This is a genomic window from Salinihabitans flavidus, assembly GCF_900110425.1.
GTDB lineage: Bacteria > Pseudomonadota > Alphaproteobacteria > Rhodobacterales > Rhodobacteraceae > Salinihabitans > Salinihabitans flavidus.
The window spans coordinates 70,152-85,823 of sequence record NZ_FODS01000012.1; the positions used below are offsets into that span (position 1 = coordinate 70,152).

A 15,672-nucleotide genomic window follows, 5' to 3' on the forward strand; every position below is an offset into this window, starting at 1 on the left:
GGGCCGTGTGGCGCGGCGAAACCGCCGCATGTGCCCCGGCCGAACGCTTTGCCGTCTGCCGGTTTCTATCGGTCGGAACGCGCTTTCACCTTGTGCGCGGTGTCGGCCTTGCGCTCACGGTGGAACACGTAGACGCCCGATGCCAGGATGATCGCGGTGCCCAGCCACGTCATCGCATCAGGAAAATCCCCGAAGATCGCAAAGCTGACGATCGTCGCGCCGACAATCTCCAGATACTGAAACGGGGCCAGTACGCTGGCCTCGGCCTTGCTGAACGCAAAGGTGATCAGCAGGAATGTCAGCGCCGCAAGCGCCCCCGCCCCGAGGATCGCCCAGATGGCCCAGCCCGGCACCTCGGTCAGTGCCGCCGCCTCCCGCCCGAAGAGGGACGCGATACCATAGACCACGATCAGCACCCCCGCCGAACTGAATGTCGCGCCAAGCTGAAACGTCAGCGCCGACCGCACCCGCGTCGCACGGCGCACCACGATCATGTTGAGCGCATAGGCCAGCGCCCCCAGCGCCGGCAGAAGGACAACCGGGCCGAACACCGCGAAATTCGGCCGTATCACGATCAGCGCCCCGATAAGCCCGACCGCCACCGCCGCATAGCGGCGCGGTCCGGCCACCTCGCCCAGAAGCGGCCCGGCCAGCAGCGTCAGAAACAGCGGCTCGACAAAGAAAATGGCAATCGCCGTGGCGATCGGCATCGTCTCGAACGCGGTGATCAGGCAAAACAGAACCACCACGATAAGCCCGCCCGACACCAGCGTCGGAAGCGAGAACATCCGCCCCGCCAGACGCCGGCGCATGAAGAACCCCAGCGGGATGAAAAACAGCGCCTGCGCCACCGTGCGCCAGAGCGTCACGTCAAAGGGCGACACGATTTCGGTCAGCAGCTTGGAAATCGCGTCGCCGACCGGCAGCATCAGCATCGCGGCGCACATCATGATCATGCCGCTGCGCTTCTCGGCGGCCTCGGACTCGGTGAGGAACCTTGGCAATTCGACCATGTCAAACCTCCTGTCACATCGCGCTTCTGGCGATGTTCGGATAGGTCCGGGCGTCCAGGACGGGAAAACGGATAAACGGCGGGCGGGTGACGCCATCACCCTCGCACCGCCACACCTCTATGCGCCCGCTCGACCGCCGTCAATCACGAGAGGCGACGGCAGACGTTCAGGCCGCCGCCGGTGTGCAAAGCCCTGTCAGAACCTCTGCGGCCATTTCGAACGACCGCACCCGAGCCGCGGGATCGTGGATCATTCCCGTCACCATAAGCTCATCGGGTTTGTATCGGTCGATGATGTCGCGCAACTGCCGCTCCACCGTCGCGGGCGATCCGGTGGCCGAACACGACAGCGCCTGCTCCACCTGCGCCATGACCGGCGCCGGGATCTCGACGGCCAGATCGTCGGTCGGACGCGGCAGCTTGCCCGGCTTCCCGCTTCTCAGACGCGCAAAGGCCAGCATCTGCGAGCTGCGCAGATACTTCGCCTCCGCATCCGTTGGCGCCGCGCAGACCCCTGCCGCGACCATCACATGCGGCCGGCTCAACCAGACGGAAGGTTCGAACCGCGCGCGATACACCTCCAGCGCCTGCTCCAGCATCGCGGGCGCGAAATGCGACGCGAAGGCATAGGGCAGCCCCAGATGCGCCGCCAGCTGCGCGCCATAAAGGCTGGAGCCGAGAATCCAGACCGGCACATGCGTGCCCGTGCCGGGAATGGCCCGCACGCGCGCATCCTCCGGCGCATCCCCGAGATAGTCCAGAAGCTCCACAACATCCTGCGGAAAGCTGTCCTCGGGCGCCATGTGACGGCGCAGGGCGCGGGCGGTCGCCATATCCGTGCCCGGCGCGCGCCCCAGCCCCAGATCGATCCGGTCCGGGTAAAGCGTCGCAAGCGTTCCGAACTGTTCGGCCACCATCAACGGCGCATGATTCGGCAGCATGATCCCGCCCGCGCCGACACGCATCCGGCGGGTCGCCCCGGCGACATGGCCGATCACCACCGCCGTCGCCGCGCTGGCGATTCCGGGCATGTTGTGATGCTCCGCCAGCCAGTAGCGATGATACCCGGCCGCATCGGCCGCCCGGGCCAGATCGACGGTATTGGCCAGCGCATCCGCGGCTGTCTTCCCCTCGGGAACGGGCGAGAGATCGAGAAGTGAGAAATTCTGCACGAGTAGCCTCCGTTCACCGCAATCTATGTGTCCCCGCCCGGAAGGCCAAGGGACGCCGCCACAGACACCGCCGGAGCACAAAAAAACGCCCGGGAAAAACCCGGGCGTCAGTCACGGAACGAGGGACAGTGAAGAAAGATACGAAAGTTCCGTTCTCGCATCTCACCACATGAAATAAGTCCATTCTGCCACGTTTAAAGGGCATGTAATAAAGCTGTGAACAGAACGTCAACGGGTTTGGATCAGTCGAAGATATCCTCGTTGCAAGTCTGGAGCTTTGCGGCATCCGGCCTCCCCCTCATGCTCCCCGGCCATATGGGCGCCCTCCGCGGGAATGCAAGATCGTCGCGCCGCGCCTCAGCCCCGCGCGGCGTATAGCGCCACCGCCGCCGCGTTAGACACGTTCAGCGACCCGAACGCCCCCGCATAGGCGATCTTCACAAGCGCATCACAGGTCTCTTTCGTCTTGGGCCGAAGCCCCGGCCCCTCGGCCCCGAGCACCAGCGCCACCGCCCTGTCGCGCGCGCCCTCCAGCGCGGCCTCGATCTCCTGCCCGGCCTCGCCGTCAAGCCCCAGCACCAGATATCCCATGCCCTTGAGCGCCTCCATCGTCTCCGAGAGGTTGCGCACCCGCAGATAGGGCTGCCGTTCCAGTGCGCCGCTGGCGGTCTTGGCCAGCGCCCCGGTCTCGGGCGCGGCGTGATGGCGCATGCCGATCACCGCCAACGCCCCGAACACCTCCGCCGAGCGCAGGATCGCGCCCACGTTATGCGGATCGCTCACCCGGTCGAGCAGCACAAGACGCGGCGGGCGCACCCCGTCGCCGAGCGCGACATCCTCCAGACGCCCCCAGTCCAGCGGCCTGACCTCAAGCGCGGCCCCCTGATGCACCGACTGCGGATCGAGCGGAGCGTCAAACCGGCGCGGATCGGCCATTTCCGGAGCGATACCCGCCGCCCCGATCGCCTCCGAAAGCTTGTCGGCGGCGTTCTTCGTCACGATCAGCCGAAGCTTCTCGCGCCGTGGATTCATCAACGCGTCGCGCACCGCATGCAGCCCGAAAAGCCACACGGTCTCCTTGTCTCCGGCGCGCTTGGCCTGCTCTTTCTCGACGACCCATTTCGGCTTTTTCATGGCACTCACCCCGCTTCAGACGCGGCCCCACTCATGCGCGCCGGGGCCGGGTATCGCAAGGGATTTTCTGGTTGACCTCTTCAGGATGCGCTTGTACTCAGCCGTTCACATTCCGGGCCGTGACCGGACAGTGGGCGACAGGCCGCAAGGTGTGGCAGGGGACTGTAACTCCCTCGCGGAGACGCACGCTAGGTTCGATTCCTAGGTCGCCCACCACTTTCCCCTTTTTGATCAAATCCGGCTTGCACCGTCCCGTGCGCCCCCTATGCTGCCGCCAATCCTTGGCAACGGGAAAGGCAGGCGCATGAAACCCCTCGAAGGTCTGAAAGTCGTGGAACTGGCCCGTATTCTGGCCGGACCATGGATCGGTCAGGCGCTGGCCGATCTTGGCGCCGAGGTGATCAAGGTCGAAGCCCCCGAAGGCGACGACACCCGCCGCTGGGGCCCGCCCTTCATCGACCGCGACGGGGACCGCTCGGCGGCCTATTTCTACTCCGCCAACCGCGGCAAGACCTCCGTCACCGCCGATTTCCGCACCCCCGAGGGGCAGAAGATCGTGCGCGATCTGGTGGCCGGTGCCGACATCCTGATCGAGAACTTCAAGGTCGGCGGGCTGGCGAAATACGGCCTCGACTACCCCGCGCTTTCGGCCCTCAACCCCCGGCTGATCTATTGCTCGGTCACCGGCTTCGGGCAGGACGGCCCCTATGCCAGCCGCGCGGGCTATGACTTCCTGCTTCAGGGCATGTCGGGGCTGATGTCCATCACCGGCGCCGCCGATGGCGCGCCGCAGAAGGTCGGCGTGGCCGTCACCGACCTCGTGACCGGGCTCTACGGCGCCGTCGGCGTGCTCGCCGCGGTGGAGCAGCGCCACACAACCGGGCGCGGGCAGCATATCGACCTGTCGCTGCTCGACTGCGCCACCGCGCTGCTGGCCAATCAGGCGATGAACTACCTTGCCACGGGGCAAAGCCCGGTGCGGCAAGGCAACGCCCATGCCAATATCGCCCCCTATCAGGTGCTGCCCGTGGCCGACGGGCACATCATCCTCGCCGTGGGCAATGACGCGCAGTTTCAACGCCTCTGCGCGGTGCTGGACCGACCCGATCTGGCCACCGATCCGCGCTTTGCCAGCAATGCCGAGCGAGTGGCGAACCGCGACGCGCTCACCACCGCGCTGGAGGCGACGCTCACGGGCTGGCCCTCCGTCGACATCCTCGCCGCGCTGGAGACGGCGACCGTGCCCGCCGGGCCGATCAACACCATCGCCGAGACCTTCGCCAACCCCCAGATCAAGGCGCGCGGGATGCAGATCGCCCCCGAAGGCGTGCCCGGCGTGCGCGGCCCGTGGAAATTCTCCGACGCGGAGCTTGCGCTGGATCGCAGCGCGCCGATCCTGCCGAAATCGGGCTGAGGTCCGGCGCGCCGCGCCCCTTCTCTGTTCTTCAAATACTCAAATCCGCCGGCCGGCCCCGACCGCTATGGCATCAGCACCGCCGCGCGCTCGAAACTGGCCGTCTCCACGCTCAGATCGTCATAAAGCAGTTCCACCGTGATCTGCTGCACCGATCCCGCCGCATGGACCTCGTAGACCTGCGCGCCGTCCGGGATCGCGGCGGGCTGGGCGGCCTCGGGGTCACACTCCGGCACAGGCCATTGCCGCATCTGCCCGCCGTTGATCGCATAGCGGATCTCGTAAAGCCCGCAGCGCCACGCGATCAGATGGGTGACATAGACAAGATCCTCGCCCCCGTATTCGCGCACCGACACCCAGTTGGCGCGCGTCGCCGTCAGGATCGGCCTGACCTCCGTGGCGGTCAGGAACTTGCCCGTGGGCGTCTGATCCTCCGCCACCCGCTCCTGCGCGCCCGCCGCGCCCGCCGCCGTCAGCACGGCCGCCACCAGCACGGCCCTGCGCCACCCGGGCGACCGCCGTTGCTCAAAACGCCTTGTCCGTCTCATCTCGCACCTCCCGGTTCCGTTTCAAATCCGCGCTTTCATGCGCCTGCCCGGCCTCTTATGATCGGGGAAATGGTGCAGGGTCGGCAGTGATATGGCAAGCAAGAGCGTTGAGCCCCCCCGGTTCAATATCCTGATCGTGGGGCAATCGGGCCGCCTGCAATACGAGGCGCTGCTCTTCGCCGCCTCCCTGCGGGCCCGCTCCCCGGGGTTTTCGGGGCGGCTTTTCGTGGCCGAGCCGCAGCCCGGCCCGCTTTGGGACCGCGACCCCCGGATCGCATCCGAAGAGATCCGCGAGACGCTGACCGAACTGGGGGCGGAGATCCTCCCCTTCCCCTCCCGCGCCTTCGGACAAAGCTACCCCTACGGCAACAAGATCGAGGCGCTTGCCGCCGTGCCGGAAGCGGAACCCTTCGTGTTCTTCGACACCGATACCCTTGTCCTTGATGACCTGACCGAGGTGCCCTTCGACTTCGACCGCCCCGGCGCCTCGCGCAAGGTCGAAGGCACATGGCCGAAGCTTGAGCTTTACGGCCCCGGCTACGCGCAGATCTGGAAATCGCTCTACGACATGTTCGGGCTCGATTTCGAAAGCTCCCTCGACCGCGCGCAGCCCGACGAATACTGGCGCCGCTATCTCTATTTCAACGCGGGCTTTTTCTATTACCGCTGCCCGCGGGAATTCGGGGCGCGGTTTCTCGACTACGCCACCGCGATCCGCGACACGCCGCCGCCGGAACTGGCCTGCCAGTCGCTCGACCCCTGGCTCGATCAGGTCGCGCTGCCACTGGTGATCCATTCCTTCGGCGGCGGGCGGGACGCGCTGCCACCGGGCTGGCTCGACGGGAAAACCACCTGTCACTACCGGCTGCTGCCCCTGCTTTATGCCCGCGAGAACGATGAGGTCGTCGCGGCGCTGGAAGAGACCGCCGCCCCCAACCGCATCAAGAAGCTGCTCAAGCAGTACGAGCCGTTCAAGCGCATGATCTATCAGGGCCGCGGGCAGAAGGTGCGCGCGCTGTTCGATCAGGACGATCTGCCCCGCAAGGAGCAGGCCATCCGCAACCGGATCAAGCGCAACGGCTTCTGGATGCGATAGGCGCGCCCGGCGCAACCTCATGTTGCCGCCGCCGGACCAATCGCCTACCGTGCGCTCCGACCCATCCCTGACACAAGGAGCTTTCCGATGTCCGACGGCCCCAGCTACGGTTTCGACACGCTACAGATTCACGCCGGCGCCCGCCCAGACCCGGCCACCGGCGCGCGGCAGACGCCGATCTACCAGACCACGGCCTATGTGTTCCGCGATACCGATCACGCCGCCGCGCTCTTCAACCTGCAGGAGGTCGGCTATATCTACTCGCGCCTGACCAACCCCACCGTCGCCGTGCTTCAGGAACGCATGGCCACGCTCGAGGGCGGGGTGGGTGCGGTGTGCTGCTCGTCGGGGCACGCGGCGCAGATCATGGCGCTGTTTCCGCTGATGGGGCCGGGGCTCAACGTGGTGGTCTCCACCCGGCTCTACGGCGGCTCCATCACGCAGTTCAGCCAGACGATCCGCCGCTTCGGCTGGTCCGCGCGTTTCGTCGATTTCGACGACATGGACGCCGTGGCCGCCGCCATCGACGACGACACCCGCGCGATCTTCTGCGAATCCATCGCCAATCCGGGCGGCTATATCACCGATCTGGACGCCGCCGCGAAAGTGGCCAGTGACGCGGGCATTCCGCTCATCGTGGACAACACCTCCGCCACGCCCTACCTCTGCCGCCCGATCGAGCATGGCGCCACGCTGGTGGTGCACTCGATGACGAAATTCCTCACCGGCAACGGCACGGTGACCGGCGGCGTCGTGGTGGATTCGGGCAATTTCGACTGGTCCGCCTCGGACAAGTTCCCCTCTCTCTCGGCCCCCGAAGACGCGTATCACGGACTGAAGTTCCACGAGACCTTCGGCCCGCTCGCCTTCACCTTCCACGGCATTGCCATCGGCCTGCGCGATCTGGGCATGACGCTCAACCCGCAGGCGGCGCATTATACGCTGATGGGGATCGAAACCCTGTCCCTGCGCATGCAGCGCCACGTCGAGAACGCCGAGAAGATCGCAACCTGGCTCGAAGGGCACGACCATGTCGCCGCCGTCACCTACGCCGGGCTGAAATCCTCGCCCTATCACGACCGGGTGGCCAGGATTTGCCCCAAGGGCGCAGGCGGGCTGTTCACCGTGCGGCTCAAGGGGGGCTATGACGCCTGCGTGAAATTCGTCGAGGCGCTGGAGGTGTTCAGCCATGTCGCCAACCTCGGCGACACGCGCAGCCTTGTCATCCACTCGGCGTCCACCACCCACCGACAGCTTTCCCCCGAACAGCAGAAGGCGGCGGGCGCGGAGCCGGATGTGGTACGCCTGTCCATCGGGATCGAAACCGCCGAGGATCTCATCGCCGATCTCGATCAGGCGCTGAACACGGCGCACGGCTGACGCCGCGACCCGGGGGAGCCGCCCGCCGGCTCCCCAACCGCGCGCAGGGCAAAGCATTCTCAAAAGGGGCGCCTTGCGGCGCGATTCATGCGTGCGTTGGGGGTTTCACCCCCAAACCCCCAAGGTATTTGACCCGAAAAGATGCAGCAGGTGTCCTGCCCTTTCTCTGTTCTAAAAATACTCGAAACGCTACGCTCGCCCCGTCCGAGAGCCCCGCGATGGAGCGGTCCCGACAGTCACACCGACATTTTACCGACGTGTCGCCGAGAACGGAGTCTCGGATACTTCAAACCGCCAAACTGATTCGTCCGGGTTCTTTTCACGGCGCGATCTCATAGATCATCGTCACCCCGGCGCGAAAGCTGACCTCGCCTGCGGCGATCGGTACCGCCGCATCGCTCATCTCGGCCCGCGCCATCATCGGACGCGGTGGGGGCGATCCGCTCTCGCTCAATGAGATCAGCGATCCGAGCGTCACTCCCGCCGCCTCCGCCAGAAGCTCCGCCTTGGCACGCGCGTCGCTCACCGCCGCCCGCCGCGCGGCATCCATCAGCGGCCCCGGCTCCTGCACGGTAAAGCTCAGCCCGCCGAACTGGTTGGCCCCGTCGCTCACCACCTGATCGAGCACGGCGCCCAGCGCGTCCAGGTCGCGCACCCTAACAAGGATGCGGTTCGACGCTGCGAATCCCACCACGCGGGCCGGATCACGCCGCCCGTCCTCGCCCTGGTCCCATACAGGGCTCAGCGTGATATCGCGCGTCTGCAAGTCCCGCGCCGCGATTCCCATCGCCGCGAGCCGCGAGAGCACCGCGCCGGCATCCTCGTTCACGCGGTCCATCGCCGCGCGCGCCGTCTCCGCCTCGTGGCGCACGCCCATTTCGATCACCGCCATGTCCGACGCGCTGTCCACCACGCCCTCGCCTTCGACGACGATCTGGCGCGTCTCGGCCCACCCCGGCCCCGCGATCCAGACCGCCAGCAGCACCGACACTATCATCCGCATGATCAACTCCATTGAAAATCAAACCTTTTCCTATCTCTATCGCAGTTTGCGCCCGGTTCATCCATGAAATCCGGCCAAACCTTTCCCTCGGCAATAACCTGCTGTAAACTCCGCGAAAGGCGCCCGGGACTCCCTCCCGCGCCATGCCAGTGCTAGAGCCGTGACATGACACCGATCTACGCCTTATCCCTGTCGTTCGAGGGCATCGGCCTGCTGCGGCGGGTTGAGGACGGCTGGCATGAACTCGGCACGGTGGCACTCGATTCGCCCGATCCCGGCGCCGCGCTGCGCACATTGCGCGAGGAGGCCGAACCGGGGCAGGCTCCGCTCGCCTGCAAGCTCATCCTGCCCAATGCGCAGATCCGCTATCTCACGCTCGACACCGGACGGATTGACGATGCCGCCCGGCGCGGCGCGGCGGCCAGGGCGCTTGACGGGGCAACGCCCTACGCGGTCGAGGATCTGAGTTTCGACATCGCCGCCGACGGGGCCACCACATGGGTGGCCGCCGTGGCGCGCGAGACTCTGCAAGAGGCCGATGACTTCGCCACCGAACACGGGTTCGCCGGTCTCTATTTCACCTCCATTCCGCCCGAGGACGGATTTCCCTCCGAACCGTTCCTTGGCACCGCCACGGGGGCGGAGGCCATACTCGGCAAGGGCCGGACCCCGGCGGCGGAGGCAGAGCCGGTTCGCATCACGGGCCACGGCCCCCTTCCATCGAGCCCGGCGCCCGAAACGCCCAGAACCACCTCAGAGACCGGCGATCCTGCCGCCCCGCCCGACGATCCGGCAACCACCGCGGCAGAAGGCGACGACCCCACCCCTTCACCGACCGAAGAGGGGCCTGCTCCGGCCTTCACGTCGATTCGGGCGCAGCGCGGAACGCCCCCGCCCGATTCGCCCCGCGCGCCACTGGCCGGGGCCTCGCGCATCACGGCCGGGCCCGCCGCGCCCGATCTCGCCGTGCCCGAAGACGGCACCGGCGAAACCGCGACAGCAGGCCCCCCCGCCGATCCCGGCGGGCAGCGCTTCGATCCCGCCGCCATCGTGGCCGGGTTCCGCAAGTCTAAATCGGACGACAGCGCAGAGGCGACGACCGAGGCAGACCCCGAAAAACCCGCCGCCGCAAGCCCCCGCAAGGGCCTCGGCGCCCGCCTCGCCGCGATCAAGCCGGCGGACAAACCGAAACCCAAACCCAAACCCAAGCCGAAGACCGAACCAAAATCCAAATCCAAGGCGACCAAGACCGCCGCGGCCGCGAAGCAGAAGCCATCGAAGACCGACACCCTGATCGCGCCGCCACCGCCGCCCATGCACTCGGGCGACACGAAGGCGGATGAAAGCGAGCGCATGACCATCTTCGGCGCACGCGAGCAACAGAAGATCGGCGGTAAACCGCGCTATCTCGGGCTGGTGCTCTCGGTGCTGCTTTTGCTCTTTCTCGCCGGTGTGGCCGCCTGGGCGACGATCTTCCTCGATGGCGGGATCGCCGGGATCTTCCGCAACCGCGAGGCGCCGCAGATTGCCGCCAGCGACACCGACACCGCGCCCGAGACCGATCCCGGGGCCGGCCCCGATGCCGGGATGGTCGACACCGGCCTCTTGCCGGCCTCGAACCTTCCTGACCTGCTCCCCGACAGCGCGGAGATCGAAGGGCTCAACGATGACGACGCCGCGATGGACTCGACCCGGCTCTCGCCCTCCGACACGCCCTTGCAGGACCCCGACATGGATGCGCTGCCGGACCCCGCCACCAGAGAGGCCGCCGCCCCGCCGGAGCGGCCCGATCCCGCCTCCGCACCGATGGACCCCGACGCGCGCTATGCCGCCACGGGCATCTGGGCCGCGGCGCCCGAGCAATCCCCGACCCCCACGGCGGTTCCGATCGACGATCTTTATGTCGCCTCCATCGACGATGAGATCGGCGCGCTCGATGCCTTTGCGCTGCCCCAGGCGCCGGATCGCAGCAGCGACATCGCGCCCGGCCGGATACAGTCCCCCCCGCCGCCCGGCACGACCTTCGAGTATGACGAGCGTGGCCTGATCCGCGCCACGCCCGACGGCGCGCTGACCCCCGATGGCGTGCGCGTCTATCGCGGCAAGCCCGCGGCCCTGCCCCCCGCCTATCCCGAACGGGCCGCGGCAGTGATCTCCGTCGCGTCGCCCGAACTGGTCGCCCGCCTCGCCGCCGTGCGCCCGCGCATCCGGCCCGGCGGTCTGGTGGAAAACAACGAACGCGCGCAGCTTTCGGGCATGACACGCTCCGAACTGGCGTCGCTGCGCCCCCGCCCCCGTCCCGAGACCGACAAGGCCGCGCAGGAGGTCGACACCACACCCACTGAGCGGGCCATCGCCAGCTCGCTCACGCCGCGCCCGCGCCCCGGCAACATCGACGCCATCGTGCGGGCCGCCCGAGCCGCGCCCGCCGCGACCCAGACCGCCGCCGCCGCGCCCGCCGCCAGCCAGACCGTTGCGCCAAGCATTCCCACCACCGCCTCCGTGGCGCGACAGGCCACGGTGCGCGACGCCATCAACATGCGCAAGCTGAACCTGATCGGCGTCTATGGCAGCCCCTCGAACCGCCGCGCCCTCATCCGTCTGTCAAGCGGCAGCTACAAGAAGGTGAAGGTCGGTGACAGCATCGACGGCGGCCGCGTCGCCGCGATCGGCGACGACGAATTGCGCTATGTGAAATCGGGGCGCGCCGTCGTTCTGAAAATGCCCAAGGGCTGACCGGCGCCCGCCCGGCCTAGCCCATGATCCCTCGGCGGATCAGGTTCAGCGCCGCGACCACCAGCACCAGAAGCGTCAGCCGCCGGAACGTGGCCTGCGGAATACGGTCGGCGAACATCCCGCCCAGCCACATCCCCGCCAGCGCCGGTGCCACCAGCAGCAACGAAAACGGCGTTGTGCGCGAATCCAGCAGGCCAGAGCCGATGTGGGCGGCGAAAAGCGCCAGCCCGCCAAGCCCGTAGATCACCCCCTGCACCCGCAGGTGCATACGCTTCTCGGTGTCCAGCGCCGTAAGATAAAGCACCACCGGCGGCCCCCATGTCCCGGCGATTCCGCCAATCGCGCCGGAGATGACCGCCACGCCGGCCTCGATCCGCCGGTCCCGCGCGCGCAGGTGCAACCGCACCCCGAAAAGCTGGATCAGCGTGAAGACCGCCACCGGAATCCCGATGGCCAGCATCATCGCCTGCTGCGACAGCACCGTGACGAACTGCGCCGAGATCGCCAGCGCCACCCCCGCGATCACCAGAAACATCCGGAACGACCGGGCCGAGTCCCACGCCGCGCGCCATCCCTGCCGCAGCGCCTGAAGCCAGTTGGACACTACTGTTGGCAGGATCAGCCCCGCCAGAGCCAGATGCGGCGGAATGACCATGCTCAGCCCGGAAATCAGGATCATCGGCATGGCAAAGCCCACCGTGCCCTTGACCAGCCCGGCCAGAAAGGCAAGTCCCAGACAGACAAGAACAATTTCCGGCGACAGACCGGCGGTCAGAGCATTCATCCCCTTGCTATAGGCCGCGCGCAGCCGGGCTTCCAGCGATTTTCGACGCAATAAAAGACCGTTTTGAACTCATTTCCGGTATTTTTGTTGTGCTGCACTTGCAAACACACTATGTCACGGTGCAGCAAGGAAAGGACATGACTCATGCCCCATGACGGACAGGACGTGACGATGACAACGCCCATTCTCCTCCCCGATCTGCTGGATCTGACCGGCGCGGCGCTCGCCCCGGTCAAGGCCCTCGCCGACGAGGCGACCGCCCGCCTGCGCGAGGAATTGAGCGAGGATGGCCGCGTCTCCGCCCCCCTGATGGAGGCGAACCAGTCCGCCGCCCATGGCCTCGCGTGGCTGGCCACCTATGCCCAATCGCTCACGCAGATGCAGGCATGGGCCGAACGGCTCAGCGCGGATGGCAAATTCACCGAGATCGAGCAGATCATTCACCAGATCGCCTTTGGCGAATACCTCGCGCAGATCTGCGGCGGCATCCCGATGAGCCAGGGCGAAATCCTGCGCCTGAACGATCTGGGGCTGACCACCGAAACACTCGACACGCCCGAGATCCGCACGCTGACGGCTTCGGGCAACTCGCAGGCCGCCCGCACCCGGCTGGTCGAGCTGATGCAGGAGCAGTCGGCCAATATCACCGTCGGCGCCACCGGCCTCGAAGACGAGCTTGAGATGATCCGCGAACAGTTCCGCCGCTTCACGGTGGACCGCGTGGACCCGCACGCCCACGGCTGGCACCTGCGCGATGAGCTGATCCCGATGGAGATCATCGATGAACTGGCGGAAATGGGCGTTTTCGGCCTCACCATCCCCGAGGAATACGGCGGGCTCGGCCTGTCCAAGGCATCGATGGTCGTCGTCTCCGAGGAACTCAGCCGCGGCTATATCGGCGTCGGCTCACTCGGCACCCGCTCCGAGATTGCCGCCGAGCTGATCCTGTGCGGCGGCACCGACGCGCAAAAGGCGCAGTGGCTGCCCGGCATCGCCAGCGGGGAAACCCTGCCCACCGCCGTCTTCACCGAACCCAATACCGGCTCCGACCTCGGCAGCCTGCGCACCCGCGCGGTGAAAACCGACGATGGTTACGAGATCACCGGCAACAAGACATGGATCACCCATGCCGCGCGCACCCATGTGATGACGCTTCTGGCGCGCACCGATCCGTCAAGCACCGACCACCGGGGCCTGTCGATGTTTCTGGCCGAAAAGACTCCCGGCACCGACGAAGACCCCTTTCCCACCCCCGGCATGAGCGGCGGCGAGATAGAGGTACTCGGCTATCGCGGTATGAAGGAATACGAACTGGGCTTCGACGGCTTCAAGGTCGCCGCCGACAACCTGCTGGGCGGGGAGGAGGGCAAGGGCTTCAAACAGCTCATGCAGACCTTCGAATCGGCCCGCATCCAGACCGCCGCCCGTGCCGTGGGCGTGGCGCAGGCCGCGCTCGATGTCGCCATGCGATATGCGCAGGACCGCAAGCAATTCGGCAAGCCGCTGATCGACTTTCCCCGCGTGTCGGGCAAGCTGGCGATGATGGCGGTGGAGATCATGATCGCCCGGCAGCTCACCTATTTCTCCGCATGGGAAAAGGACAATGACCGGCGCTGCGACCTTGAGGCGGGAATGGCAAAACTTCTGGGTGCGCGCGTGGCATGGGCCGCCGCCGACAACGGCCTGCAAATTCATGGCGGCAACGGCTTCGCGCTGGAATACACGATCTCGCGCATCCTCTGCGATGCCCGCATCCTCAATATCTTCGAGGGCGCGGCGGAGATTCAGGCGCAGGTCATCGCCCGCCGCCTTCTGGGCTGAGCTCCCCTTTGATCCCCCCGCACCAGCGACGGGGACCGATGGCGCCCCCCTTCACCGAATGGCCGAAACGCTGTAGGCAACGCCCATGACACAGCGACTCACCCCAGAGGCATGGCTTGCCGCCGGTCTCACCGCGCTGGAGGTGGACGGCCCGACCGCGCTGCGCGCCGAATCGCTGGCGCGCGGGCTGGGCACGACCAAGGGCTCCTTCTACTGGCATTTCGCGGATCTTCCCGATTTCCACGCCCGCCTTCTGGCGCATTGGGCGGACATCGCCACCGCCCGTTTCGCCGCCCTCGCGCAGGAGGGGGAGACCGCCATCGCCCGGCTGCGCGGGCTGGGACGGGCGGCGCTCGATGCGCCTGCGGAACCGGCGCTCCGGGCCTGGGCGCTGGATCATCGCGGCGCGTCGCGCACGCTCGCCGAAGTGGACGCCGCCCGGCAGGCCATGCTCGCCGCCCTTCTGGCGGAACTGGGCCTGTCCAACCCCGAACTGGCCCGCATCCTCTATGCCGCGCGCATCGGCATGGCGGACCTTTCGGCGCGCGACGGACAGACCGGCGAAGAGGCGATGGCCACGCTCATCGACCTCGTGCTGGCGCTCCACGGCTAGGCCCCCGCAACGCACGCCCCCCGGCCGTCCGCGCAACGCGCGCGGGCTTCACCACGGCCCGGCCGGGCACGATCCGGAAATCAATACCGACGTAATACCGACGTTTTACCGACGTGATACCGAAAGTGGTTTTTCAGCGATTTCAGCGCGTTAACCCTGATTCGCCCAATCAGGCCGACACCGCGTCATTTTCCACGATCCGGGGCCAGACGGTCTTCAGCGCGCGTTCATACATCGCCTCGTCGTCAATCTCCGCCCAGGCGAGGTCTTCTATCAGGCAGCAGGGCAAATCCGCCTCCTGCGCCAGCCGGACAAGCGACGGCTCGTATTCGGACTTGGGATCTTCCGACAGAACCTGCCGCGCCACCTGTCGAAGCCGCTCTGCCATCTCTGCGGAAAATCCCGTGATTCCAGTGTGTTCCCCGAAATGCGGCTCCGGCCTTGCGTGGCGATTCTTGGACATTTCCTCGAACGCCGGCATCGGCCCGCCCGTGTCGCGCACCCAGACGAATTGCTCATCGGTGGCCTTTGTCTCGCCCGAGATCACAAGCACCGTCTCCCCCGGCGTCACCGGCGCCAGCGCGCGGCGCTCATAGACCAGATCGCTCTCCACGATCACCACCGGCCCCTCAAGCCCCTCCAGCCCCGTCAGCATGGACCGAAGGCTGCCCGTTTCGGCGTAAAGCGGGTTATGCAGACACTCCACATCCCCCACCCCGGCAAACAGCGCCTCATACTGATCGGCAAGGTGTCCGGTCACGATCCGGATGTGTCCCACGCCATGCGCGCGCAGCATCCCGACGGACCGCTCGATGATCCTGCGGCCTTCAATCTGAAGGAACCCCTTGGGGTGCTCGCGCCCGCGCGCGCCCATCCGCATACCGCGCCCGGCGGCAATAATTAATGCATTGAAATCAGCCATTTGCCTGCTATCGCTCCCAAACCGCTCGCGCATTCGC

The 15,672-nt window shown here is 66.9% G+C and carries 13 protein-coding genes and 1 tRNA gene; 7 read left to right on the forward strand and 7 right to left on the reverse strand.

The features are described 5' to 3' along the window. Nucleotides 1–65: 65 nt before the first annotated feature. The 3 genes from BMW66_RS11090 to rlmB all read right to left on the reverse strand — a co-directional run bounded on the left by BMW66_RS11090 (nucleotide 66) and on the right by rlmB (nucleotide 3,318). Nucleotides 66–1,013, reverse strand: coding sequence for a DMT family transporter (locus tag BMW66_RS11090; RefSeq protein ID WP_245729457.1), 948 nt, complete (start codon nucleotides 1,011–1,013; stop codon nucleotides 66–68). 166 nt (nucleotides 1,014–1,179) lie between these two features. Then, nucleotides 1,180–2,184 (reverse strand): LLM class flavin-dependent oxidoreductase, encoded by a 1,005-nt coding sequence (locus BMW66_RS11095; protein WP_093118447.1) that lies wholly within the window; start codon nucleotides 2,182–2,184, stop codon nucleotides 1,180–1,182. Between the two features lie 357 nt (nucleotides 2,185–2,541). Next, a complete protein-coding gene (rlmB, locus tag BMW66_RS11100) occupies nucleotides 2,542–3,318 on the reverse strand; it encodes a 23S rRNA (guanosine(2251)-2'-O)-methyltransferase RlmB (protein WP_093118449.1) in 777 nt (258 codons plus the stop codon). Nucleotides 3,319–3,450: 132 nt separating this feature from the next. On the opposite strand from rlmB, the gene BMW66_RS20330 reads away from it, so the two are divergent. Next, nucleotides 3,451–3,534, forward strand: a tRNA-Tyr gene (locus tag BMW66_RS20330). A gap of 88 nt (nucleotides 3,535–3,622) precedes the next feature. Then, on the forward strand, nucleotides 3,623–4,732 hold the full coding sequence (locus BMW66_RS11105; RefSeq protein ID WP_093118451.1) for a CaiB/BaiF CoA transferase family protein: 1,110 nt from the start codon (nucleotides 3,623–3,625) through the stop codon (nucleotides 4,730–4,732). A gap of 65 nt (nucleotides 4,733–4,797) precedes the next feature. Here the strand turns inward: BMW66_RS11105 and BMW66_RS11110 are convergent, their stop codons facing one another. Continuing rightward, the gene (locus tag BMW66_RS11110; RefSeq protein ID WP_093118453.1) at nucleotides 4,798–5,226 is read right to left on the reverse strand and encodes a hypothetical protein; all 429 of its coding nucleotides are present in this window, start codon (nucleotides 5,224–5,226) and stop codon (nucleotides 4,798–4,800) included. Between the two features lie 145 nt (nucleotides 5,227–5,371). Between BMW66_RS11110 and BMW66_RS11115 the strand changes: the two genes are divergently transcribed. Together BMW66_RS11115 and BMW66_RS11120 are read left to right on the forward strand one after the other, a co-directional pair. Then, nucleotides 5,372–6,376 carry a glycosyltransferase family protein gene (locus tag BMW66_RS11115; RefSeq protein ID WP_093118455.1) on the forward strand — a complete coding sequence of 335 codons (1,005 nt, stop codon included), beginning with the start codon at nucleotides 5,372–5,374 and terminating at the stop codon, nucleotides 6,374–6,376. Nucleotides 6,377–6,463: 87 nt separating this feature from the next. Then, nucleotides 6,464–7,756, forward strand: coding sequence for an O-acetylhomoserine aminocarboxypropyltransferase/cysteine synthase family protein (locus BMW66_RS11120; RefSeq protein ID WP_093118457.1), 1,293 nt, complete (start codon nucleotides 6,464–6,466; stop codon nucleotides 7,754–7,756). Between the two features lie 319 nt (nucleotides 7,757–8,075). Here the strand turns inward: BMW66_RS11120 and BMW66_RS11125 are convergent, their stop codons facing one another. Next, entirely contained in the window at nucleotides 8,076–8,759 is a 684-nt protein-coding gene (locus BMW66_RS11125) for an SIMPL domain-containing protein (RefSeq protein ID WP_093118519.1), read from the reverse strand. 165 nt (nucleotides 8,760–8,924) lie between these two features. Between BMW66_RS11125 and BMW66_RS11130 the strand changes: the two genes are divergently transcribed. Beyond that, entirely contained in the window at nucleotides 8,925–11,495 is a 2,571-nt protein-coding gene (locus tag BMW66_RS11130; protein WP_093118459.1) for a hypothetical protein, read from the forward strand. A gap of 16 nt (nucleotides 11,496–11,511) precedes the next feature. On the opposite strand, the gene BMW66_RS11135 is transcribed toward BMW66_RS11130, so the two are convergent. Next, nucleotides 11,512–12,279: a sulfite exporter TauE/SafE family protein gene (locus BMW66_RS11135; RefSeq protein ID WP_093118521.1), complete on the reverse strand. Its 768-nt coding sequence runs from the start codon at nucleotides 12,277–12,279 to the stop codon at nucleotides 11,512–11,514. A gap of 144 nt (nucleotides 12,280–12,423) precedes the next feature. Between BMW66_RS11135 and BMW66_RS11140 the strand changes: the two genes are divergently transcribed. Together BMW66_RS11140 and BMW66_RS11145 are read left to right on the forward strand one after the other, a co-directional pair. Continuing rightward, nucleotides 12,424–14,100: an acyl-CoA dehydrogenase family protein gene (locus BMW66_RS11140; protein WP_093118461.1), complete on the forward strand. Its 1,677-nt coding sequence runs from the start codon at nucleotides 12,424–12,426 to the stop codon at nucleotides 14,098–14,100. Nucleotides 14,101–14,185: 85 nt separating this feature from the next. Continuing rightward, nucleotides 14,186–14,713 carry a hypothetical protein gene (locus BMW66_RS11145; protein WP_093118463.1) on the forward strand — a complete coding sequence of 176 codons (528 nt, stop codon included), beginning with the start codon at nucleotides 14,186–14,188 and terminating at the stop codon, nucleotides 14,711–14,713. A gap of 169 nt (nucleotides 14,714–14,882) precedes the next feature. On the opposite strand, the gene BMW66_RS11150 is transcribed toward BMW66_RS11145, so the two are convergent. Beyond that, the gene (locus BMW66_RS11150; protein WP_175483219.1) at nucleotides 14,883–15,635 is read right to left on the reverse strand and encodes a phosphocholine cytidylyltransferase family protein; all 753 of its coding nucleotides are present in this window, start codon (nucleotides 15,633–15,635) and stop codon (nucleotides 14,883–14,885) included. Nucleotides 15,636–15,672: the final 37 nt, after the last annotated feature.